General features: G+C 35.2%; 22 protein-coding genes and 1 tRNA gene. 20 read left to right on the plus strand and 3 right to left on the minus strand.

Features of this window, described 5'->3' with window-relative positions:
• Nucleotides 1–4 precede the first annotated feature (4 nt).
• The 13 genes from F5ESL0237_RS01885 to F5ESL0237_RS01945 all read left to right on the plus strand — a co-directional run bounded on the left by F5ESL0237_RS01885 (nucleotide 5) and on the right by F5ESL0237_RS01945 (nucleotide 14236).
• On the plus strand, nucleotides 5–1429 hold the full coding sequence (locus F5ESL0237_RS01885; protein ID WP_122024473.1) for an oligosaccharide flippase family protein: 1425 nt from the start codon (nucleotides 5–7) through the stop codon (nucleotides 1427–1429).
• Nucleotides 1430–1436: 7 nt separating this feature from the next.
• Nucleotides 1437–2135: a glycosyltransferase family 32 protein gene (locus tag F5ESL0237_RS01890; protein ID WP_122024474.1), complete on the plus strand. Its 699-nt coding sequence runs from the start codon at nucleotides 1437–1439 to the stop codon at nucleotides 2133–2135.
• Nucleotides 2136–2137: 2 nt separating this feature from the next.
• On the plus strand, nucleotides 2138–2602 hold the full coding sequence (locus F5ESL0237_RS01895) for a SprT family protein (RefSeq protein ID WP_122021378.1): 465 nt from the start codon (nucleotides 2138–2140) through the stop codon (nucleotides 2600–2602).
• Between the two features lie 124 nt (nucleotides 2603–2726).
• Complete coding sequence (locus F5ESL0237_RS01900) at nucleotides 2727–3410, plus strand: MarR family winged helix-turn-helix transcriptional regulator (RefSeq protein WP_122021379.1); 684 nt, start codon at nucleotides 2727–2729, stop codon at nucleotides 3408–3410.
• Nucleotides 3411–3612: 202 nt separating this feature from the next.
• Nucleotides 3613–3699 (plus strand) — tRNA-Leu (locus F5ESL0237_RS01905).
• Nucleotides 3700–3918: 219 nt separating this feature from the next.
• A complete protein-coding gene (locus F5ESL0237_RS01910; protein ID WP_122024475.1) occupies nucleotides 3919–4566 on the plus strand; it encodes a glycoside hydrolase family 73 protein in 648 nt (215 codons plus the stop codon).
• Between the two features lie 78 nt (nucleotides 4567–4644).
• Nucleotides 4645–6885 (plus strand): DNA helicase PcrA, encoded by a 2241-nt coding sequence (pcrA, locus tag F5ESL0237_RS01915; RefSeq protein ID WP_122024476.1) that lies wholly within the window; start codon nucleotides 4645–4647, stop codon nucleotides 6883–6885.
• A gap of 42 nt (nucleotides 6886–6927) precedes the next feature.
• On the plus strand, nucleotides 6928–8934 hold the full coding sequence (ligA, locus tag F5ESL0237_RS01920) for an NAD-dependent DNA ligase LigA (RefSeq protein WP_122024477.1): 2007 nt from the start codon (nucleotides 6928–6930) through the stop codon (nucleotides 8932–8934).
• Between the two features lie 13 nt (nucleotides 8935–8947).
• Entirely contained in the window at nucleotides 8948–10087 is a 1140-nt protein-coding gene (locus F5ESL0237_RS01925) for a CamS family sex pheromone protein (protein WP_122024595.1), read from the plus strand.
• 11 nt (nucleotides 10088–10098) lie between these two features.
• A complete protein-coding gene (gene gatC, locus F5ESL0237_RS01930) occupies nucleotides 10099–10401 on the plus strand; it encodes an Asp-tRNA(Asn)/Glu-tRNA(Gln) amidotransferase subunit GatC (RefSeq protein WP_122021383.1) in 303 nt (100 codons plus the stop codon).
• Nucleotides 10401–11840, plus strand: coding sequence for an Asp-tRNA(Asn)/Glu-tRNA(Gln) amidotransferase subunit GatA (gatA, locus tag F5ESL0237_RS01935; protein ID WP_122024478.1), 1440 nt, complete (start codon nucleotides 10401–10403; stop codon nucleotides 11838–11840). Before gatC ends, gatA begins: the two co-directional genes overlap by 1 nt.
• A gap of 3 nt (nucleotides 11841–11843) precedes the next feature.
• On the plus strand, nucleotides 11844–13274 hold the full coding sequence (gene gatB / locus F5ESL0237_RS01940; RefSeq protein WP_122024479.1) for an Asp-tRNA(Asn)/Glu-tRNA(Gln) amidotransferase subunit GatB: 1431 nt from the start codon (nucleotides 11844–11846) through the stop codon (nucleotides 13272–13274).
• A gap of 41 nt (nucleotides 13275–13315) precedes the next feature.
• Nucleotides 13316–14236 carry a diacylglycerol kinase family lipid kinase gene (locus F5ESL0237_RS01945; protein ID WP_090093470.1) on the plus strand — a complete coding sequence of 307 codons (921 nt, stop codon included), beginning with the start codon at nucleotides 13316–13318 and terminating at the stop codon, nucleotides 14234–14236.
• Nucleotides 14237–14824: 588 nt separating this feature from the next.
• Here the strand turns inward: F5ESL0237_RS01945 and F5ESL0237_RS01950 are convergent.
• Both F5ESL0237_RS01950 and F5ESL0237_RS01955 read right to left on the minus strand, forming a co-directional pair.
• Nucleotides 14825–15835: a choloylglycine hydrolase family protein gene (locus F5ESL0237_RS01950; RefSeq protein ID WP_122021385.1), complete on the minus strand. Its 1011-nt coding sequence runs from the start codon at nucleotides 15833–15835 to the stop codon at nucleotides 14825–14827.
• 175 nt (nucleotides 15836–16010) lie between these two features.
• Nucleotides 16011–16721 (minus strand): Bax inhibitor-1/YccA family protein, encoded by a 711-nt coding sequence (locus tag F5ESL0237_RS01955; RefSeq protein ID WP_122024480.1) that lies wholly within the window; start codon nucleotides 16719–16721, stop codon nucleotides 16011–16013.
• 176 nt (nucleotides 16722–16897) lie between these two features.
• Between F5ESL0237_RS01955 and rlmD the strand changes: the two genes are divergently transcribed.
• Nucleotides 16898–18250 carry a 23S rRNA (uracil(1939)-C(5))-methyltransferase RlmD gene (gene rlmD / locus F5ESL0237_RS01960; protein ID WP_122024481.1) on the plus strand — a complete coding sequence of 451 codons (1353 nt, stop codon included), beginning with the start codon at nucleotides 16898–16900 and terminating at the stop codon, nucleotides 18248–18250.
• Between the two features lie 147 nt (nucleotides 18251–18397).
• Here the strand turns inward: rlmD and F5ESL0237_RS01965 are convergent, their stop codons facing one another.
• A complete protein-coding gene (locus F5ESL0237_RS01965; RefSeq protein ID WP_122024482.1) occupies nucleotides 18398–18757 on the minus strand; it encodes a type II toxin-antitoxin system RelE/ParE family toxin in 360 nt (119 codons plus the stop codon).
• A 354-nt stretch (nucleotides 18758–19111) separates the two neighbouring features.
• On the opposite strand from F5ESL0237_RS01965, the gene F5ESL0237_RS01970 reads away from it, so the two are divergent.
• The 6 genes from F5ESL0237_RS01970 (at nucleotide 19112) to F5ESL0237_RS01995 (ending at nucleotide 24399) form a co-directional block, all read left to right on the plus strand.
• Nucleotides 19112–20332: an ABC-three component system protein gene (locus F5ESL0237_RS01970; protein WP_122024483.1), complete on the plus strand. Its 1221-nt coding sequence runs from the start codon at nucleotides 19112–19114 to the stop codon at nucleotides 20330–20332.
• Complete coding sequence (locus F5ESL0237_RS01975; RefSeq protein WP_122024597.1) at nucleotides 20322–20549, plus strand: ABC-three component system middle component 7; 228 nt, start codon at nucleotides 20322–20324, stop codon at nucleotides 20547–20549. The genes F5ESL0237_RS01970 and F5ESL0237_RS01975 overlap by 11 nt, the downstream gene beginning before the upstream one ends.
• Nucleotides 20533–21564, plus strand: coding sequence for an ATPase (locus tag F5ESL0237_RS01980; protein WP_122024484.1), 1032 nt, complete (start codon nucleotides 20533–20535; stop codon nucleotides 21562–21564). Before F5ESL0237_RS01975 ends, F5ESL0237_RS01980 begins: the two co-directional genes overlap by 17 nt.
• A gap of 95 nt (nucleotides 21565–21659) precedes the next feature.
• The gene (locus F5ESL0237_RS08445) at nucleotides 21660–22187 is read left to right on the plus strand and encodes a DUF2326 domain-containing protein (RefSeq protein WP_233551844.1); all 528 of its coding nucleotides are present in this window, start codon (nucleotides 21660–21662) and stop codon (nucleotides 22185–22187) included.
• Entirely contained in the window at nucleotides 22168–22416 is a 249-nt protein-coding gene (locus F5ESL0237_RS01990; RefSeq protein WP_122024485.1) for a helix-turn-helix transcriptional regulator, read from the plus strand. Before F5ESL0237_RS08445 ends, F5ESL0237_RS01990 begins: the two co-directional genes overlap by 20 nt.
• Nucleotides 22417–22419: 3 nt before the next feature.
• Nucleotides 22420–24399: a site-specific DNA-methyltransferase gene (locus tag F5ESL0237_RS01995; RefSeq protein ID WP_122024486.1), complete on the plus strand. Its 1980-nt coding sequence runs from the start codon at nucleotides 22420–22422 to the stop codon at nucleotides 24397–24399.
• Nucleotides 24400–24402: the final 3 nt, after the last annotated feature.

The raw sequence follows: 24402 nt of genomic DNA on the forward strand, positions 1-24402 counted from the left end.
AATTGTGAAAAGAACTTTTTTAAATATTTTATATAATGCTGTTTATCAAATTTTTTTAGTTTTAGTGCCATTGATAACCGTGCCGTATCTTTCACGGATATTAGGCCCCCATACTTATGGAATTTACAGTAATGTAAATAATATAGTGCAATTTTTAATGATATTTTGTACCCTGTCAGTCTCTTATATTGGAATGCGAACAATTTCCCAAACTCGTTCCCATGGTAACCAGCAAGAACTGACTAAAGTTTTTTGGGGCTTGTGGTATTTTCAAGCAATTGCTGGGGCAGCTACAATTATAATTTTATTGGTTGTAGTTGGCTATTATCGAATTAAATATGGAAATTATTTATTACTGATGATACCATATTTGATTTCTGCCCAAGTTGATATTTCGTGGTTTTTTCAAGGACTAGCTGAATTTGGGCGTGTTGTTTTGAAAAACACGGCTGTCAAGTTAGTTTCAGTTATTTTAATTTTAGTCTGGGTTAAAGAACCAAGTGATTTATGGAAATACATGTTAATTATGTCGGTTTCGACTTTATTGGGATCGCTTGTTTTTTGGTTTGATATTCATCGCTATATTGGTGGACCAGTTAAGCATTTTTATCAATTTGACACAACTATTAAAGCTATCATTACGTTATTAATTCCCCAAATTGCCACCCAAATTTATACCTCCCTGGATAAGCCAATTTTAGGTCTTTTTCAAAATTCTACCCAAGTTGCTTTTTATGATAATTCGCAGCGCATTTCTAATATGGTTTTAGGAATTGTTACTAGTATTTCCTTGGTAATTATGCCTAAAATGGCTGGTGAAGGGCAAAAGCAGCAACGAATAATTCTAAAAAAGTCATTGGATGCAACAGTGATGCTAGGAACAATGTTTGCGGTGATCATTATGGCCAATACTAAGGAATTTGTTCCGTTCTTTTTTGGCGCCAAGTTTATCCCAATGACCCCATTAATGTTTTTCTTTGCCCTGACAATTATCATGATTCCGATGGGCGGCGTGTTTGCCAATCAGTTCGCTTTAGCCAATCACCGTGATCGAGATTATGCTATTCCAGTTATTGTAGGAGCCATTTTAGAAGTGGTTTTAAGTTATTTTTTGGATCAATTATACGGGGCAACTGGCGCAATGCTTGCAATTTTAACAACCGAATTAATCGTTTTAATCTTACGCTTGCTAATTGTGCGTGATGGCTACGACTTTAAATATTCATTTCAAGAAGTTCCAAAATATTTCTTAATTGCCGGGATTGTCTTAGTAGTAGGTATGCTACTACCACAGCTAGTTTCATCAGCTTTCTTCAACATGGCAATGAAATCGATTATTATGTTTATCTTATACATTGCCCTGATGTTTCTTTTACGGCTTGACTTTAATCAAGATTTAATTATGTTATTTAAAAAATTTTTTAAGTGAGGTTAAAATGATTCCCAAAATTATTCACTATGTCTGGGTCGGTGGGAAACCGAAACCTAAAAACATCCAGCGTTGCATGAAAACATGGCGTAAGCACTTAGGAGATTATCAAATTATTGAGTGGAATGAACAAAATTTCAATGTTCATGAAAATGAATATGTTGCCCAAGCCTATAAAGCACAAAAGTGGGCGTTTGTTTCTGACTATATTCGGGCAAAAGCTATTTATGAGCAGGGGGGCATATATTTAGACACTGATGTTTTAGTTTTAGATGACTTAACCGCACTATTAAATAATCGTGCTTTTGTTGGCTTTGAAAATAAGGATAATCCTTTTACTGCTGTTTTTGGGGCTGAACCCCATCATCCATTACTTAAAGATATGCTAGCTTATTATGACGGGCGTGATTTTACTTTTGATGCCAAAGACCAATTAGCCGGTGTCAATACCCTATCTGTTTCAAATATTTTGAAAAAGAAGTATGGGGCGAAAGCTAATAATCAAGAGCAAGTTTTAAAAGAAAAGATTCATGTTTATCCGGATGGAATTTTATGCAATCCGTCTGCTAAATCGAAGACAATTCATGTTTTTACTGGAACGTGGATGGAAGGCGAAAAACCCTTAAAAAGAAAATTAGTAACAGCGCTTAAAGTTAGAATAAAGACTAAGAAAGAAGCTGCTCTGTATGCGAAAATATTAAAATAGCAATGAATGAACAAGAACTACAAAAATTAGTTGAATTGCTATCAATTAAGTATTTTGGGCGCAAGTTTAAACATCAAGTTAAAATTAATCGGCGAATGACAACCACTGGGGGACGTTATCACTTAAGTGATCATCATTTGGAAATTAATCGTCACTTTTTAGCACCACAATACAAACATGAATTAGTGGGAATTATTAAGCACGAATTGGTGCATTACCATTTACATTTAGCTAAATTGGGTTATCGTCACTCTGATTGGGAATTTAAGACCTTACTCAAACAAGTAGGTGGGTTGCGGTATGCCCCCGATATTGGCTTACGACGACACCAGCCAGTTAGCTATTTATATCAGTGTGAATTTTGTAAACAAAAGTATGCTCGAGTACGTCCAATTAATATTGCCAAGTATGGCTGTAGTAAATGTCGTGGGCACCTTAAGTTAATAAAAATGATACCTAAAAAATAAAGCTGCAAAAGTTGTTAAATTTTTGCAGTTTTTGTTTGACAAAACGTTAGGTACGAAACTATAATCTAAGTATAAATTTAGGTACCTAACAAAAATAAAATTAGTAAGGTAAGGAGCTTTTATTATGAGTCAAACAAGTGATAACTTAATGAAAAAATTATACTTTATTATGCGGGCTAGTCGCTACTTTATGTTTGAGAATAAGCAGCCAATTTCAGGTCAAAAACGAGTGTTGGCGGTTTTAAAATTAGAAGATGGTTTAACCCAAAATTATTTGGCAGAAGTTTTGGCACTGCAACCGGGCTCATTGGCTGAATTATTGAAAAAGATGGAGGTAAAGGGTTATATTAAGCGTGAAACGGATAACCAAGACAAACGGGTAAAACGAGTTTTTCTAACTAGTGAGGGAAAAGCGGAAGCAGGTCGACTGAAAGAACTCGAAAGGGCGCAAGACACTGCCCCTTTCTTTGCCGGCTTAAGTGAGAATGAGCAACAAGAATTTGGTCAGTATTTAGAAAAGATTGCTGATGGCTGGGATGAGAATCTAAAACAACAAGCGCAAAAATTTGTTGATCCAGCATTTCGGATGAAAGCAATTTCCCAGTGGCGTAAATATGCTGCCCAACATAACTTATCACGAGCAGAAAGTAATAATATGTGTCGGAGAATGCAAAAGTGGAATCATTTTGCAAATTATCAAGATTTTAAGCATGATAAGAACAGAAGGTATTGTCAATTTAATGAAATGCCAGAGTATAACGCAGATTTTTGGCACCGATTTTGGCATAATGATGAAGAAGAAAGATAATTAAGTAAGGGTTTTTCAAGTTTGAAAAACCCTTTTTCGTTTTCAAATAATGAGTTCAGCTATGACTACTTTTACAAGTGATTTAGGTCATGATAGGTACAAGTAATTGATTATAAAAAGATAAACGGGCAAATAAGTTAATAAAAAGCGCAGGAAAGTATTGAACTGAATTTGATTTTACAGTATACTAATTACTGTACTTGCGGGCATGGCGGAATTGGCAGACGCGCAAGACTAAGGATCTTGTGATCGTTTTTAGATCGTGGAAGTTCGAGTCTTCTTGCCCGCATCATTTGTAATGGAGTAGCAACTCCATTTTTTTGTTTAAAAATAAAATTCAAATAAAAATGTGAAATACTCTGTAATTGTTAAATTGATATCTAACTTTTATGGGGTATTTTTAAATATTAATTATCTTTTTTTATTTTAAAAATTAATTACATTCCATAATTTTAACGTGCGAGAAGGTATACTTATTGTAACAACTATTTTAAGTAAGGACTTTTTTATGGCAAAAAAACGCAGGGGTAAAAAACAATCTAACTGGCTAATTATTATAGAAACGTTTGTCATTTTGTTTGTATTAATAATTGCTTTCGTCAGTTTTAGATACTATCGTCGTCAAGCAATTGAAACAGAAAAAATCAGACAACAACAAATTGCACGGGAAGCAGCTAGACAAAAGATTATTAAGCAGCACAAAGCTTTTATTAATGAGATTGGTCCAGTTGCTCAAGAAGTTGACAAATCATATGAACTTTTACCTAGTATTACGATTGCCCAAGCATGTTTGGAAAGCAACTACGGTAAAAGTAGTTTATCGCAAAAATACAATAACTTATTTGGGGTAAAAGGTTCTAACCCTAACACGTCGGCAATTTTAACGACTAAGGAATTTGAAAAAGGGAAATGGGTTTTAGTAAAAGCACGTTTTCAAATTTATGATTCCTATGAAGCATCGATTCGGGCTCATGCTCGACTTTTTCAACGAGGTACTAGTTGGAATAAAAATCAATATCAGCATGTTCTTGCGGCCAAAGACTATCAAACGCAAGCCCATGCTTTAGTCAAAGATGGCTATGCTACTGATCCAAATTATGCAGATAAATTAATTAAAATAATCCAGCAGTATCAACTTGATCGATTTGACAAGTAAGAAACAAACCATGCCAAATTTATATAACATTTTTGGTACAATAAGATAGCTATCAAAAATCAGACGAAGGGAATTAGAATGAGCGAAGAATCTATTTTAGCGGGCTTAAATCCGCAGCAAAAGCAAGCTGTTAAAACGACTGAGGGACCGCTTTTAGTGGTTGCTGGAGCAGGTTCTGGAAAAACCTCAGTTTTAACTAGACGGATTGCATATCTTGTTAATGAAAAAGGAATTTTACCCTGGAATATTTTGGCGATTACTTTTACTAATAAAGCAGCCGCAGAAATGCGTGAACGGGAACGGGAGTTGCTTGGTTCACCAGCAGAGAGTATATGGATGTCAACTTTTCATGCATTGTGTGTGAGGATCTTACGGCGTGATGCTGAAAAAATTGGTTATAGCCAAAATTTTTCGATTGCAGATGCAGCTGAACAGCTAACCTTAATTAAGCATATCGAAAAAGAACTAAATATTAATCCTAAAATGTATGAACCACGTCGTGTTTTATCAGCTATCTCTAATGCCAAAAATGCGCTACTAACGCCTGATGCATTAAAAGCCAGCAGTTCAATGCCCTTTGAGAAGATAACTGCACAAATTTATCAAGAATACCAGAAACGCTTAAAACATGATCAAATAATGGATTTTGATGATTTGATTATGCAAACTTTAGTGTTGTTTAAAACGGATGCTACAGTTTTACATTACTATCAAGCTAAGTTTCATTATTTATTAGTTGATGAATATCAAGATACCAACCAAGCGCAATACGAATTGTGCCATCAACTAGCAGCTCAGCATAAGAATATTTGTGTAGTTGGAGACGCAGATCAATCTATTTATGGTTGGCGTGGTGCAAATTTGGAAAATATCATGAACTTTGAACATGATTACCAAAATGATGGCGTACAAACTATTAAATTAGAACAAAATTATCGCTCGACTGGTCATATATTGGCAGCAGCTAACGCAGTTATCAAAAATAATCGTAACCGTAAAGCTAAAAAGTTATGGACGGATCAAGGAGAGGGTGAAAAAATTACATATTATCGAGCTCAAAGTGGCGAAGATGAAGCACATTTTATTATCAGCAAAATTCAAGAAGAAGTTGAAAATAAAAATCGTTCTTATCGTGACTTTGCCATTTTGTATCGAACTAATGCCCAGTCGCGAACCGTTGAAGAGGCTTTTGTTAAATCAAACATTCCCTATCAAATAGTTGGTGGTCATAAATTTTATGATCGAAAAGAAATTATGGATGTCATGGCTTACTTAAAGCTGGTATCTAACCCAAGTGACACTATGAGTTTTAATCGAATTGTTAATACGCCAAAGCGGGGCATTGGTAATGTAAGTATTGAAAAATTTACTAATTTTGCTCAAACTAGTAATTTGTCCTTACTTGAATCCTTTAATCATGTAGGTATGTCAGGTCTTTCTGTTAGAATAGCTGCTAAATTGAGTGATTTTGGTGCAAAACTTAAAGATGCTATTGAGTATTCTCGCAATCATAGCGTTACCGGTCTTACTGAAAAAATTTTGCAAGATTTCGGGTACATTGAAGCTCTTAAAGCAGAACATACAATTGAAGCTGAAACCAGATTAGAAAACTTAGACGAATTTTTATCAGTAACTAAACGGTTTGATGATCAATATGACCAAGATAATCAATCTGAAATCTTAAGTGACTTTTTAGCAGAAGTTTCATTATTGAGTGATCAAGATGACTTAGCAAATAATGATCAGCAAGTTGCTTTAATGACACTACATGCTGCTAAAGGTTTGGAATTTCCAGTTGTTTTTTTAGTTGGAATGGAAGATGGGCTATTCCCATTATCAAGAGCATTGTTAGAAGATGATCAGTTAGAAGAAGAGCGCCGGTTAGCCTATGTTGGCATTACTAGAGCAAGACAGCAACTGTATTTAACTAATGCATACTCACGAACGATGTTTGGCAGAACCCAAAATAATCAACCATCTAGATTTTTAGATGAAATTGATGAAGCTGATCTTAAAATTGAAGGGGCAAGTTTTCCTACTTTGGGCTCAGATTCTTTTCAAACCCAGGCTGCTCCGTTTGCGAATGTGGCTGAACGTGCTCGGGCTCAAGTTTATACACCTAAGATTAAACCAGCTGGAGCTGTGGGAGCTGAGAAAAAGGGCTGGAATGTTGGTGATCAAGTAAAACATAAGGCTTGGGGCCTAGGAGTAGTTGTTAAAGTCAATGGCTCTGGTGAGGATATGGAACTAGATATTGCTTTTAAAGAGAAGGGGATTAAACGACTTTTGGCAGCCTTTGCACCTATTAAAAAGGTATAATGAATTAAGTTAAAGTTATTATTTTGATCAGGGGGGTAGGAAATGGCTGATCTAACTCTAAATGAAGCCAAAAAAGAAGCAGCTTCTTTAAGAAAACAATTAAAGGAGTGGGCGCAAGCATATTATGCAAAAGATGCTCCACAAGTTGAAGATTATGTATATGACCAAAATTATAATCGGTTATTGGAATTAGAGCAGCAGTTCCCACAAATTGTTACGCCAGATTCGATTACTCAACAAGTTGGTGGAGAAATTGATAGTGAATTTACAAAAGTTGTTCATGAAGTTCCCATGCTTTCAATGGGGGATGTTTTTTCTAAAGAAGAGTTGACCGAATTTGATGCTCGTATTCAGCGCCAAGTTGGCCATGCAGTAGCCTATAATGTTGAATTAAAAATTGATGGTCTATCACTTAATCTTGAATATGTTGATGGGGAGCTTAAGCGTGCTTCTACACGAGGAAATGGATTGGTTGGTGAAGATGTGACCGCTAATGCTCGTTATATTGCCGATATTCCACAAAAGCTACCAGAAAAATTAACCATTGAAGTTCGTGGCGAGTGCTATATGGATAAAGGAGCTTTTGCGCAATTAAATCAAGAGCGAGATGAAAAAGGTGAAACAACGTTTGCTAATCCACGAAATGCGGCCGCCGGATCATTACGTCAGTTAGATGCTAAAGTTACCAAACAGCGAAATTTAAGTACATTTATTTATACTTGGGTGAACCCGCCAGCTAATATTACTAGTCAGCATCAAGCAATTACTAAATTAGATGAGCTGGGCTTTCATACAAATCAAACTGGACGCAAGCTGGATAATTTGGACCAGGTTTTTGCCTTTATTGATGAATATACGTCAAAAAGGGATAATTTGCTATATGGCATTGACGGCCTTGTTATTAAAGTCGATGATTTGAACTTACAAAATGAACTGGGAGCTACAGTTAAAATACCGCGTTGGGAGATTGCCTATAAATTTCCACCGGAAGAGCAGGAAACAGTTGTTCATGAAATTAAGTGGACAGTTGGTCGAACAGGGGTAGTAACCCCGACAGCAATTATGGATCCGGTACAGATAGCCGGGACAACAGTTTCTCATGCTGTATTACATAATGTTGATTTGCTTAAACAAAAAGATGTACGAATTGGTGATACCGTCATGTTGCATAAGGCAGGCGATATTATTCCTGAAATATCACAAGTTGTATTAGCTAAAAGACCCAAAGATGCTGTCCTATACGAAATTCCAACTAAATGTCCATCATGTAAAGAAGATTTAATTCATTTACCAGATGAGGTTGCCCTTAGGTGCGTCAACCCTTCCTGCCCAGCGCAAATTGAAGAAGGAATAACTCACTTTGCTTCACGACCAGCTATGAATATTGATGGGTTAGGCCCCAAAATTGTTGCACAATTAATTACTAATGGTTTAGTTCATAACGTAGCTGATTTGTATCATTTGCAAGCAGCTGATTTGGCTAAGCTAGACCATTTTAAAGACAAGGCGATTAGTAATTTGCTAGCAGCAATTAATAATTCTAAACATAATTCTGTAGAATTACTATTAACTGGACTAGGAATAGACCATGTTGGAGCTAAAGCTGCACGGCTAATAGCGCAAAAGTTTAAAAATATGGCAAAGATTATGCAAGCAGACGTGCAAGAGGTAGCTACAATCGATACAATAGGCATGACAATTGCTGAATCCTTAACAACATATTTTGCTCAAGAAGAAGTTAAAGAATTAGTTACTGAGCTTGAGCAAAGTGGGGTCAATATGAATTACTTAGGTCAGACAGGACCAAGTAATATTCCTGACAACTTTTTTAAGAATAGAACTGTTGTTTTGACTGGTACTTTAGTGCAATATACCCGTAGCAAATTTACTCAAAAGTTACAAGCACTTGGAGCTAAGGTAACTAGTTCAGTATCAGGTAAAACAGACTATGTTATCTATGGTAAAGATGCTGGATCAAAATACGATAAAGCACAGAAACTGGGCGTCAAATTATTGACTGAAGAAGAAGCAATTGCTCAAGTTAAATAAAGGAATAATTAAATTGAAAAAATATTTACATGCTTTAACAATTCTTGGGCTATCCCTGACTCTAACTGCTTGTGGGAATTTAAAAAACTCCAATCTAGCTAATAATGCTAAAACTGCATCCAATTCCAGTACCAAAACCTATCAGACAACAGATACAGGAAATAATGGTTATACAGTTTTATTAAAAAATGGTCGTTATGTGACAAGCCCAATCTCTGGATTAACGGCAACAGATAATGATAATTCAGTTGACACTAGAGAACTCGAACGGGGACTCGTTCAGATTTCTAAAAAAGTTTATTCAACTAATTCTTATGTTTTTCAAGAAGGGCAATATATTACTACTACAGATGCAAATGAATGGCTATCGCGTAAATCCAAAGATAATAAATTAGGACTTAATCCTGCTGAAGGTAGTAAAAAGAATTATAATCCTTATTATTTAGAAGAAATTATTGAGCAGAACTATTTAACTGGCTCGGGCTCAAACTATCATATTGGCGGTATAAGCATTGGTCTGGCCATTAATTCAATTGATTATTATCAGAAGGTTAAAGATGGACCACAATATCAAGCTACAATTTCACGGGCTAAGCAAAAAGAATTTGGTCAACATGCTGCCGAACAAATAGTGCAACGTTTACGTAAACGAAAAAATTTAAAAACTATTCCAATAACGGTTGGTCTTTTTGCTAAAGAAAGTATGGATTCACTCGTTCCAGGAAGTTACTTTTTGAGCGGGACAGTCGCTGCTAATAGTAGTAAAATAGTTAAATGGGAAAACATTACTACTCAGTCTGAGGTATTACCAACGATTGGTAATAAAAAGGCAATTAACAGTAGTGATGCATCAAGCTTTAATAGTTTTAAAGAATCAATTCAAAACTATTTTCCTAATATTAGTGGGGTAACCGCAACTTTGCGTTATGAAGATGGCAAGTTGGTACAAGAAAACATATCAATTACGACCCAGTTTTATGGTTACGAGCAGATTCAAAGTTTCACCCGCTTAGTTTTATCAACCGCAAAAAAATATTTGGCAAATGATGTTCCAATTGAAATAAAAATTGGTTCGGTAAATGATATTCAGGCACTGGTTGCTAAAGAAACGGGAGATAATAGTTATCAAGTTCATATTTATGGTGGCGAATAGGAGGTATTAGTATGAAAATTACAGAAGAGACAATTAAGCATGTCGCAGTTTTATCGCGGCTGGAAATTAATAAAAATGATATTAGTCAGGTTACTGAACAAATGAGTTCAATTATCAATATGGCTGATCAATTATCAGAAGTTAACACTGAGGGTGTTGAAGAAACTGTCCAAGTAGTTGATCGTGATACAGTATTTAGAGAAGACAAGCCTGAACACTGGCAAAGTCGCGAAGAATTAATGAGGAATGTTCCTGAACAAGCTAATGGCTTTATCAAGGTTCCAGTGATTATTAATAAGGATGAGGACGAGTAATGAATTACTTAAATGAAGATATTGACTCATTAAATGAAAAATTGGCTCAGGGGACTTTATCAGCTGATCAATTAGCACAAGATACAGTCGCCAATATTAAGCAGACCGATGATAAGTTAAATGCTTGGATTACGGTTCAGGAGGATGCTAAACCTGCTGCTGATTTAGATTTTAGCAAGAATAAGTTAGCTGGAATTCCAATTGCAATTAAAGATAATATTCTTACTAAAGATGTTAAAACGACAGCTGCTAGTCATATTTTGGATAACTACATTCCAGTCTATGATGCAACAGTTATTGAACGTTTAAAAGCTGCCCAGGCTACTTTTGTAGGGAAAACAAATATGGACGAATTTGCGATGGGTTCATCGACTGAACATTCATACTTTGGTATAACACATAACCCTTGGAATTTAGACAAAGTTCCAGGTGGTTCTTCTGGTGGTTCCGCGGTTGCTGTTGCTTCAGGACAAGTTGTTGCTGCCCTTGGATCTGATACGGGTGGTTCAATCCGGCAACCAGCTGCATTTAACGGTGTTTTTGGTATTAAACCAACTTATGGGCGTGTTTCACGTTGGGGCTTAATTGCTTTCGCATCTTCACTTGATGAAATTGGAGTAATGAGCAAGCGGGCCAAAACATCAGCCCAAGTACTTAATGTTATTGCAGGAGCTGATGAACATGACTCTACCCTTTCAACTAGAGCAGTTCCTGACTTCACTAAGTACATCGGTAAAGACATCAAAGGCATGCGGGTAGCGGTTGTTAAAGAGTACATGGATGCTGTTGATGGTGAGATGCGTGAAGTAATTCAAGAGCAGATTACTGTTTTAGAAAATGCCGGAGCAGTCGTTAATGAGGTTTCCTTACCATTAACTAAATATGTAGTTCCTGATTATTATATTATTGCTTCTAGTGAAGCTTCATCAAATCTACAAAGATTTGATGGTATTCGTTATGGCTATCGGGCAGAGGATACAAAAGATCTACTGGATGTTTATGTAAAATCACGTTCAGAAGGTTTTGGTGAAGAAGTTAAGCGCCGAATTATGCTGGGCTCATTTGCTTTATCAGCAGGTTCATATGACCGTTTCTTTAGACAGGCAGCAAAGGTTAGGACCATGATTTGTCAAGATTTTGACCGTATCTTTGCGGAAAATGATGTAATTGTTGGTCCAACAACTACTACACCGGCCTTCACTATTGGTAGTGAAATTTCTGATCCAATTAAGATGTATAACAATGACATTTTGACCATTTCGGCTAACTTAGCAGGTATTCCATCTGCTAGTGTACCAGCTGGTATGGTAGATGGAATGCCTGTTGGGTTACAAGTAATGGCTAAGCGATTTGATGAGGGAAGTATTTTCCAAGTAGCTGACTTTATTGAACAAACTAACAAGTTTTATGAAAAGACACCAACTGGAATGGGGGATTAACAGATGAATTTTAAATCAACAATTGGGTTCGAAGTACACTTCGAATTAAAAACTAATAGTAAGATTTTCTCACCTTCACCGGTTAGTTATGGTGCTAAGCCTAATACTGAAACAAATGTAATTGATTGGGCAATGCCTGGAGTTTTACCCTACGTAAATAAGGATGTTTATCGCTTAGGGATTATGGTTGCTTTAGCAACGCGCTCACATATTTTGCCAAATACTCATTTTGATCGAAAGAATTATTATTACCCTGACAGTCCCAAAGCTTACCAGATTACTCAATTTTACCAACCTTTAGCTCGTGACGGCTATGTTGAAATTGAGGTACACGGTAAAAAGAAACGGATTGGGATTCATGAAATGCATATTGAAGAAGATGCTGGTAAAAATACGCATGGGACTAATGGCTTTTCTTATGTTGATTTAAATCGGCAAGGTGTTCCGCTACTGGAAGTTGTTTCTGAACCAGAAATTGCAGATCCTGATGAAGGCTATGCTTACCTTGAAAAATTACGTAAGATTGTCCAGTTTACAGGTGCTTCTGATGTTAAGATGGAAGAAGGTTCAATGCGAGTTGATACCAATATTTCTATTCGTCCCGCTGGACAAAAAGAACTTGGAACCAAGGTTGAAATGAAGAACCTGAACTCTTTTGAACATGTACGTAAATCTTTGGCATATGAAGAAAAACGGCAAGCACAGGTCTTATTGGCAGGAGGTCGAGTACAATTATCGACACGCCGGTTTGATGAAGCAACAGGTAAGACTGTTCTGGAACGGGTTAAAGAAGGCGATGCCGATTATCGCTATTTCCCAGAACCAGATTTAGCCCCTGATCATATTAGTCAAGAGTGGATTGATGAAATTGCAGCGACATTACCACGCTCGGCCGAAGAACGTTACAGCCAATATGTCAATGAATTTGGCTTAAAGGATTACGACGCCCAAGTTCTTTTGCAAACTAAAGAAAGTTCTGATTTTTATGATAAGACAGTTGCAGCTGGGGCAGATCCACAGTTAGCTGCTAACTGGATGAATACCCAAGTAAATGGTTATTTAAATGATAATCGTGTATCTTTAGCTGATATTAAGTTAACACCTGAGAACTTGGCAGCAATGATTGAACTAATTAAGAACGGTACAATCTCTTCAAAAATTGCTAAAAAAGTTTTTGCCGAGACAATTGCTAATGGAACTGATCCTAAGAAGTACGTTGAAGACCAGGGCATGGTTCAATTATCTGATACTAGTGTGCTTGAACCAATGGTTAAAGCAGTAGTGGACAGTAATCCGCAATCAGTTGAAGACTTTAAAAATGGTAAAGATCGGGCAATTGGATACTTGGTTGGTCAAATCATGAAAAAGACACGTGGTAAGGCTAATCCTAAGGTTATCAATCAGCTTTTGAATCAAGAATTACAAAAGCGTTAAAGAGAATTTTAAAGTAATTTGAGTAATTAAGGTAGTAATTTATGACTAAAAAAGCAAGATTGATTTATAATCCTGTATCAGGTCACGAGCAGATGCCTAAAAATGTTGCTGACATTTTAAATGTATTGGAACAAGCAGGTTATGAAGCAAGCGCATTTCGAACAACACGCCAAAAGCAAAGTGCGCAAAAAGAAGCTACTCGAGCTGCAAATGCAGGCTTTGACTTAATTGTAGCGGCTGGTGGGGATGGAACAATCAATGAAGTTGTCAATGGGATTGCCTTTCTGGAAAAAAGACCACAAATGGCCATTATCCCTGCTGGCACGACTAATGACTATGCTAGAGCCTTACATATTCCGCGTGAAAGTATTAAAGATGCGGTTAAAGTAATCCTTAAACAAAAAACACGTAAAATGGATATTGGTCAGGCAACATTTGCAAATCATACTCAATATTTTGTTAATATTGCAGCCTGTGGATCATTAACTGAATTAACCTATGGTGTACCATCAGAAGTTAAGTCGGCATTAGGTTATACAGCATATTTGATAAAGGGAGCCGAGATGTTACCTCATTTGACTACAAATGAATTGCGCTTAACATATGACGATGGCGTATATGAAGGTAAACTTTCGATGCTGTTATTAGGGATGACTAATACAATCGGCGGTTTTGAGCAAATAATGCCAGATGCAGAATTAGGTGATGGATTTTTCCAATTAATTGTGGTAAAACCATCTGATCCAGTTAAATTATTAAGACTAATGGCCCTTGCCTTAAACGGTAAGCATGTAGATGATCCTGATATCATTTATACAAAAACACGAAGTTTAAAAATTGAGTTGTTTGGTCAAAGTATAGGTAAAGAACTTCCTGTTAATCTGGATGGAGAAATTGGTGCCTATTGTCCAGTTACTTTTAAAAATTTACAGAGGCGAATTGAATTTTTCGTTGGTGAATAATAATAGTTTAGTTGTTAATTATACTGATAGTTGAAAATTAAAATACACATAGCAAATTAGATATTTTAGTCTAATTGTTATGTGTATTTTTATTTTAATCGTAAAAGTTAAGCTTAGAAATTTAGTAGTTTACTAATATGTGGCGAAGAAAAATTATTTTTGTCTAGTAGAATACAGAGCAAAAAGCCTGAAATTGAAAGGTTTTAGTTGATGCAATTCCCAAATTAACTATATATATTATTTTTATTCGTATAATCAGCAGCTATTGTTTTAGAAGATGCCGCAAATGAAGCTAGGATTAAAGAAGCTAGTCTAAAGTGAATAGTCGCTTGTTACACAAGTTATTAAAAAAGTAGTCATTGTCATTGCATAACAGTTAAAGCAAGCTGCCACTACTGATATAGATGATGAAATCAAGCAAATGTAGGAGCAATACAAAAAAGAACTTAAAAATATTGTAGGTGAATAAAATTATATTTTTGTTGATAATTATCAGTAAGTTTTATATTTAAGTAATTAAGAATATAATTTTTGTAATTAAAAAACTATCGCTTCTTATAATTGAAACGATAGTTTTTTTGTCAATTTTTAATTTGCATAATCAATATCTTCTATTGGATTAACTTTGAATTCATGGTATTCAGTTTCTTTTTCCAGCTCTGGTGTCAATTTGACACATCTAATACGTTGGTTGCCGTAAGTTGAGTAATAGTAACTTTTAGATTCAGCACACATGTAAGCTGAATAACAAGTATAGTCAAAAGTATTCTCAGGGGTAACAACGATTCCGCGTGGAATACTGACAGCTTCTAATATATGGTGAGCTAAACTTACAGCAGTTAATTCATCCTTGGGTTGTTCAACATTATTTTTCATAAAGGCTGTTCTAATAAAACGTGATGGTGGTGTATAGTCACCAGGTAAGCCAAAGGTACCTGAGCCTTGACTAAACGGCTTTAATGTTTTACCCAAAAATTCAATATCTTTATGTTGTTTTGGTCTAACAGAAAGGTAATTACGTAAATTAGTTTCGTGCCAGTGATAATCGGGACTATTGGTCATCACGCCAACTGAATCTCGGATAATATGTGTACCATCTTCTTGTGTTTCAACGATAACACTTTCCCCAGTAGTATCAGAAAAGATATAGTGTAAAGGTGGGATAACCTTTAAAGCGGGGCTAGCTTCATTAACAATTGAAATTTTATTGGTAAATAATTCGGCCACGTCAGCTAATGAACTAGCTTGAGATAAAATTACAGAAATTACTTTATCGGGTGATACACCCCAAGTATTAGGCTCAGCCTGTTGTTTGTAGCTAGCATATCCTGGGAAATATAAAACAGCTCCGGTTAATCCGGCATCATTAATACCATCGCAAGTAACTGGAGAATTATCAATATCATATTGAATACTACCCATGCCAATAAATGAATGCTTACTAGTAACTTGATCTGTCGTATTATATGAAACGGCGAAAGTTTTGTCTTTAGGAACAAAAATAACTTGTTCAGCCATTTCCATCATAAAGTCCATTGTTCTAGATAAAAAATGTTTTTTATCCTTAGTTTCTAATGTAAAACTGCTACAACCTATCATGCTGTAACCTCCATTTGATTTTAAAAATATTATAAATTAACTATAATGAAAAGTATAAGAGGATGGATGACTATATTCAAGTGTTTTAAATTTAAATCGTAATGATGTAAGCTATTACTTACTATAATCTAATTATAAAAAAAGGTGCCGATCATTGCGACCAGCACCTTTTTTATTAATTGCGCCTATTACCATTACCACCAAAGATTTCTAATAAAAACATAAAAATATTAATAAAGTCAAGGTAAAGTTGCAAAGCTCCCAATATTGCTAGACCATTACTTGACAATTGGTCGCCATAATTATTGTAAATAGCTTTCATTTTATTGGCATCACTAGCAACTAAACCAGTAAAAATTATTACACCGATAAAGGAAAATAGGTAAGTGACAGCTGGATTACGTAAGAAAAGATTGACTAGCCAAGCTACCATAAAACCAAATAAAGCAGCGCTTAAATAGGAATTCCAATTAGATAAATCACGCTTAGTAAAAGTTCCAAATATAGCCATGGCAATAAAAACTGCTGCGGCAGAGATAAAGGCTGAAGTGATTTGGGTGCCGGTATAAAAGCCAGCAATTAAGGCAAATTCAAAGCCATAAATTGCAGCTAAAAAGATAAGCATAACTAAAGCTGCTGCTGGATTGCGATTAGCTTTAAAACTAATTCCTAGAGATAGACCTAAGGGAACTAATAAAATTAACCAGATGATAGTAGCAGGCAGATTCATTAGTGCAGTACTAAAAACATTCATAGTCAAATAGGCTACTAAGGCGGAAATCATAACTGCGCCGCCCATCAGGGCATACATTTTAGTCAAAAAACGATTAGTTTCTGCGATAGTATGAATTTGTCGGCGATCTGAATTAGTATCAAAAATATTCATAAAAATGTCCTTTCTGTGGCTCAAATTAGTACTAAAACTAACACATTTTAAATTTGGTGTGAAGATAATTAAGCGAAGTTAAAGCAAAGTTAAAGAATAAGTTAGCATGTTACTTTTATTCAAATTTTTAGTAAAATAGAATAGTTAACCAATTGTTTGTAAAAAAGGACAAGAACATGGAAAAAAATCAAATTATTGACTTAGAAATCACTGACTTATCGTATGAAGCGATGGGGGTAGCGCATTATGAAGGAATGACGGTCTTTGTGACCAATGCAATTCCTGGTGAAATAGTCAGAGCTAAAATATTAAAAGTTAAGAAGACCTTTGCTTTTGCCAAAATTGAAGAGCTTATTAAAGAGAGCCCTGATCGAGTAAAGATTGAACTTAATCAATGGGTGCAAACTGGGCTTGCCTCACTGGCACATATTAAATATGACAAGCAGCTCGAATTCAAGCGTAACCAAGTGGTCAATTTATTGAAAAAAGCCCATCTTGATGATGTGCAAGTTGGTTCTACTTTACCTAGTCCGGAGGAGACGGGTTACCGCAACAAAGCTCAGGTACCTGTCCGAGAAGTTGCTGGTCAACTCGAAATCGGTTTCTTTAGACGGCACTCACATGATTTGGTGCCGTTAACCAACTTTTTGACAACTGATCCTGAAATTGACCGTGTCTTAGTGGCAGTGCGTGATATTCTTCGCCAATATCGCGTTCCGGCTTATGATGAAATTCATAATCAAGGTGAAGTTAGATATCTAGATGTCCGTCGTAGTAAGGCAACAGGTGAAATGATGGTAATTCTAGTATGTTTGCATAAAGACTTTGCTCAATTACCCAAAGTTGCGACTGATATCAAAAAAATTCCTGGTGTGACTAGTTTAGTTTTAAACTATAACCCAAAGAAAACTAATGTTATTTTAGGTAAGGTGGACTACCTGATTTTTGGCAAACCTCAACTTACTGATCAAATTGGTGACGTCAAGTTTAGAATTTCACCGGAAAGTTTCTTCCAAATCAATTCATTGCAAACACCGCGGCTTTATGATTTAGCAATTAAAAAGGCTAACTTACAATCAGAAGATGCGGTTGTTGATGCTTATTCAGGGATTGGCACTATTGGCTTGACCGTAGCGAAACATGTGCGTTCGGTGCGTGGTATTGAGAGCGTCAGAGATGCAGTCAAGGATGCCAATAATAATGCAAAACTTAATGATATCCGAAATGCCAAGTATGTTACTGGTAAGGCTGAAGAAATTATGCCTAAATGGGCAGAAAAAGGAATGCAAGTTGACATTATTTTCGTTGACCCACCAAGAAAAGGCTTAACCCCAGAGTTTATTGAAGCTGCCGCTAAGACTAACCCCAAAAAAATTGTTTATATTTCGTGCAATCCAGCAACGCTAGTACGTGATCTGCAAGAATTTCAGCAGTTAGGCTATACTTTTGACCAGATTGATCCGGTGGATATGTTCCCACAAACGCCCCATGTCGAAGCAGTAACGGTGCTGGAACGAAATAAAGCCTAAAATATAAAATTACGGAATCTATCAATCAAAATTAAAAGCATACCGTTAAATCGGCTTATTTAAGTCAAGGTATGCTTTTTTGATGTTAAATAAATTAACATTATTAAAGAAAAGATAGTATATCATAGAATTTATAGTAATTAATTCTTATTTTCTTTTGTAAATATCATTTCTTTTGCGAATCTTTAGAATGCTAATCTTAGCAATGTCATCCTTAATATCAGCAATTAACCGATATTTACCAACTCGATAACGCCATAAATTATTTAACTCACCTTTTAAAGCTTTTCCCAAAAGTCTAGGATTACCAATTCCATCGATGTGTGAATCTAACCAGTTAATGATTCTATTTTGTGTTGGCTTATCAAGTTTCTTTTTAAAATCTTTGTCTGCTTTTTGATCAAAAGACCAAGTGTATTTGACTATTCTTGACTTATTTTCATAAGAATGATTAAAGGAAATGTTTTTATCGATCTTCTTATTTTTTTCTTTATTAACTTTTTTCATTAATAAAACCTTCTTTTCAGAGTTACCGAAACGAAGGTTATGGATAGCAAGAGTCATGTGTGAAACAGTCCAAAACTCAATCGTTTCGGAACTGCAGCAAACTTCCAGTAGCTGGTTGCAGTAAAAATTATTCAATTATCAAGCACGCTGGAACATCGTTAGCTTGACGATACATGCTGAATTAGAGAGATAAAATTCACAGTCGCTTAATTAATATTGATAACCGATATACTTAAATTGTGAATTGAATTACTATCTTTAATTCACGATTAGTATATTAGAAACAAAAATTTGATCTCGGACAGTTTGAGACAAAATCAGGCATTTTTTGTCCGAAAGTAGAGTGTGATTGATATGGAATTTTATGATTTTTTTGACATCATGTGGAGTTATATAGCTAATCCAGAAAATGAAGAGAGTAATAAGCAATGTCGCCCTGAATTTCTTATAAGTTTGTTTGATTTAATGATTCGTACTCCGCAAACGGAAGTTGAAGATCAAATGTCGGAGGACGGAAAACTTAATCCATTAAGTAATAAGGAATTGGATACAATTAATAAGTACTGTTCTGGAACTAGGAAAATCCCTAAAAAAGATGCAAAGAATATTTTGAAAAGAATTAATAGCGGCAAATCTTTTATTGATAGAATTGAATTTACTGCACCTGGAGCAAAGAAAAGTATTAGAAATGAACTTAGAAACAAGGGGTTTAATGTAACTTCTGCTTCTTTAGGTGAAGTATGTTTTGAAATCTTGAAAACCTTTTTGAATAAATTTAAGGATGGGGAGAACTCGGTTGCCCCCTCGGATTTATGGGACAATCAAAATACTATTACTCGGCTACAATTAGTTCAGGATGTTAACCTTAAATGCCCATTGTGCGGTCAAGAGTTGACAAAAGCTGGGGAGTATAAAGCAATTTCCAACTATGATATTGTTCATATTTTTCCTGATAACTTAGCAATAAAGGACAAATCGAAATTTTTCAAAATAAAAAGCGCACCCAAAGATTCAGATGCGTTGGATAATAAAATTCCATTGTGCTTAAATTGTGCCAATCTTTATCTAGAAAATCCGACAGTAGAGGACTATCAAAGTTTAGTTAATACAAAAAGGCGTATTAGCATTGAGAGCCATCTAGCAAAAGGCCTTAATCAGTTAACTTTAGAAGAAAATCTAACCAAAGTGATTAAGGGATTAAAGAATATCAAGCCTGATATGAATGTCATGCCCATTTCTTATGATGCACACAAAGTAGAAGAAAAAATCAGTAGTGATTATTCATTACAAGGAACTGTCAACTTCTATGTTATGGGGTATTACAACAAAATAAGAGATGAATTTTCTAATATGGCAGGAGATTCATTTTATTTTGATGATTTGGCAACAACAATGAAATTAGCGTATGTAAAATTCAAGCGTGAGAAATTAGATCAAGAAGAAATTTTTGAGCAGTTGGCTAACTGGATTCTCAAGAAAGCGAATTTAGAAAAAGAATATTCGATAGCAGTACGAATAATAGTCGCTTTCTTTGTTCAAAATTGTGAGGTGTTTGAAGTTGAAAATGCCAAGTAAAGTGACAGATTATAGGGAAAGTACGTTAGCAAATCTACCTAAGTTATTAAAGAGATTAAACAAGCGGGCTATGAATCCACAGCAACTTTTCAATGCAACAAGAAGAAACTTTGATGATGTGGGTGAGTTCGTTGAATCTTTAGATTGTTTGTTTATTTTGGGTAAGATTTATTTGGATAAAGAAACAGGTGTGATACACGGTGCTAAAACAGATTAGTTGTGACCAATTTATTGTTAATGGACGAGTTCGTGAGCCTATAAATTTTCATAATGGGTTAAATGTCGTATTAGGTGGTAAGAATGGAACTAATTCTATAGGTAAATCCACCTTCTTGATGATTTTAGATTTTGTCTTTGGCGGCGAAGACTACGTAAAAAAGGATAAGGACGTTCAAAAGAATGTTGGCCAGCATACGATAAATTTCGTTTTTGAGTTTAACGAAAAAAATTATTACTTTTCCAGATCTACTAAAGATTTCCAAAATGTTAATGTCTGTAATGAAAGTTTTGAACCATTAGCTGATAAAAAAATGACAATTAAGGAGTATCAAAAATTTTTGGCTAAGAATTATAGCTTAGATTTACCAGGTTTAACTTTTAGAAGTGCCGTTAGTCGTTTTATTCGAGTTTATAATCGGAAGACTGTCAATGAAAAAAGGCCGCTGCAAATGTTTGAGCAAGAACAAGGAAAGCAGCAAGTTTACGGTTTATTGAAATTATTTGATAAGTATTCTCCAATTAATAAAAGAGAAGAAGCAGCGGAAAAAGCTGAAGAAGCTTATACAGTATTTAAAAATGCCGGGACATATAAATATGTGCCAATAGTGGATACCAAAAAGCAATATAAAGAAAATATTAAAAGAATCGATGACCTAAAGTTACAGCTCACAAATCTAGAATCAAAAAATAAAGAAGGTACTTTGAATTTAGATGAAATGCAAGCTGAGCGTCTTAGAGATATTCGGAATAGCTTGTCTCAACTAAGAGATTTAAAAAATAGATATACGAGCAGGCTAAATGTTGTTAAAGCTAATGAACAAGCAGGTCCTAATAAGTTTAGAAGTAACTATCGAGAATTGAAGCAATTTTTCCCAGAGGTTGACCTTGATAAGATTGAGAAAATAGATAATTTCCATCATCAGGTCACCAAGTTTTTAAAGGAAGAGTTTGAAAAAAAAAGGATGCTCTTGAAGACAATATTTCAGACGTTAGTCATCGCATTAGTGAATTAGTTGCTGAAGCTAGAGAGATTAAGAATGAGCAGGCGCCTAATGTTAAAACTGCCATTCTTAACGATTATGCGGATAAAAAGGCTGACCTTAAACGATTGGAAGAGGAGAATAAGAACTACGAGACGAGAAATGAGTTAAATCAAGCTAAAAAAGATCAGAAAGAAGCATTACAAGCGACTGTAAATACACAAGTAGCTGAGGTTCAACACACGTTGAATAAAAAAATGGCTGAACTTAATGAGGAGATTTGTGGAACAGATGCATTTCAGCCACCGCATATTGAATTAAAGGCTAACAATTATTCCTTTGAAACGATTAATGATCAAGGGACTGGTACATCATTCAAGGGTCTCATTCTTTTTGACCAAGCGTGTTTAGATTTAACGAGATTACCGTTTTTTATTCATGATTCTTTGATGTTTTCAAATATTGAAGTAGATCGTAAAAATAAAATCATTGAAATGTATGGGAAAGAAACTAAGCAAGTTTTCATTTCTATTGATACCATCGATCTTCTTTCAGTAGAAGCAAGAAAGGTGATTACAGATAATACAGTTCTAAAATTAGAACGTGGTGGTAAAGAACTATTCGGGAGATCTTGGAATGAACAACAATCAAACTAAATTAAAAATTATCTATAAGATGAGTTACAAAAAATTATGGAAATTACTCATTGACAGAGGTATGCAGAAAAAGGATTTGCAAAAGCAATGCGATATTAGCGCTGCATCCATTGCTAAGCTTGGTAAGAATGCCAATGTTACTACAGATCTTTTAATGAAGATATGTTCAGGGTTAAATTGTAACCTTGCTGATATTTGTGAGACGGAACGTATCAATATAGGAGAATAAGAAATGCAAACAGATAATGAAAAATATAATGACACTGTTCAGCCCAACACTGCTTTTCTTAATGAATTAAAGGAAAAGCTGCCTGAATTCTTTACAAAAGATGGTTCTTTCGACTTAGATAAGTTTAGGAACCAACTAAAGGATAAGAACGTTAATGAGCTGAGTGAGGGTTATCAGCTAGATTTTATTGGTAAGGACTATGCGCGCCGGCAAGCTGGCGAGATGCCTCACACGGTAATTGTGCCTAATGAGAAGCAGAATCAAGGTGAAGGTAAGAACAGTAAGAACTTGTTCTTTACGGGAGATAATTTGGAAGTACTGCGACATTTGCAAACATCTTATCAAAACAAGATTGATGTGATTTACATTGATCCGCCATATAACACTGGAAGTGACGGTTTTGTTTATCCTGATTCTTTTGAATATTCCGATGATAAGTTGAAAGAGATGTTTGGCCTAGATGATGATCAAGTAGAACGTTTGAAGAGTATTCAGGGTAATTCAAGTCATTCGGCATGGTTGACATTTATGTATCCAAGATTAGTATTGGCGAAAAGATTACTTTCAGATAAAGGCATAATATTTGTATCCATAGACGATAATGAAAGTGCTGATGTAACTATGCTAATGAATTCTATTTTTGGTGAGCAGCAATTTAAGGTTCAATTTATCTGGACAAAAACGGAAACTCCTCCAGCATTATCTAATTATTCTAGAAGAACAACAGAGTATGTTTTATCATTTGAAAAAAATAGCTATGGCGAAAAGTATTACGGATCAAAATTAGAAAACTCTGATGTTCCACTTATTAATGGAAGAAATGCAGAACGTAAAGTTATTTTTCCAACTGATAGCTGTATCTTTTATAAGTATAATGATGCAACTATAACTTCTCAGCAATTTAGCAAAATAGAACTTTTAGATACTATTCAAATAGAAAAAGGAAGAAATATAGCACCTTTTACTGTCAAAGGGAGTATCAGATGGACTCAAGAGACTGTTAATGATGAGGCTAATAAGGGTACTGTATTTTTATTTAAGTCAACTGATTTAAATCCCCGCTTTTTACGAAAAGATGCAAATGGTAAGTATAGAACGCCAAACACGAATTTGAATAAAGAGCTGGGAATATTGACCAATGAGGATGGTGTTAAACGTCTAAATGAATTAAATCTCAAAAATATGTTTACTAATCCTAAACCTACAAGTTTAGTTAAATATTTAATTAATATAGTGGGGCATGAGCATCCTTATATTACTGTAATGGATTTTTTTGCTGGTTCTTCTACTACTGCTGATGCCGTGATGCAACTAAATGCCGAAGATGGTGGTCACCGAAAGTTTATTATGGTTCAACTGCCCGAAAAACCCTATCACACTAACAAAGATGGTAATGAGATACCAACCAAGGGAGGAAAAGAAGCATATGATGCTGGTTTTAAATCCATTGACCAAATTTCCCGGGAACGCATTCGTCGTGCGGCTAAAAAGATTCGCGAAGACAATGAATTAACCCTACCTGAAGATTTCGATGGCAGTTTCAAACATTATCGAGTTGTTAAACCTGTTAAGCAAACCCTTGAAGAAATTGAAGATTTTGATCCAGACAATACTAACCTCTTTACTAATATGGTGGATGGTTTCTCTAGCCAAGTATTAAATATAGATGGAGATGCTACTGGAGAAGAGACAATCTTAACTACTTGGTTAGCCAAAGATGGTTATTCTTTTGATACCAATGTTGAAGAAATTAAGTTTGGTAATTACTCAGCTCATCAAGTTGGGGATAATCGTCTCTACCTAATTAATGAAGGCTGGGGAGCAGATCAAACTAGAGAACTATTGAATCAACTGGGTACTCATCAACTGGAAGTTCAGAGTGTGGTTATCTTTGGTTATTCCTTTAACGTCGCTGAATTACGCGAACTAGAAAATGGTCTGAAGCAGTTAAACAGTAAAGTCACTTTAATCAAGAGGTACTAATGC

It is taken from the genome of Lactobacillus sp. ESL0237, assembly GCF_003692985.1.
Classification (GTDB): Bacteria; Bacillota; Bacilli; order Lactobacillales; family Lactobacillaceae; genus Lactobacillus; species Lactobacillus bombicola.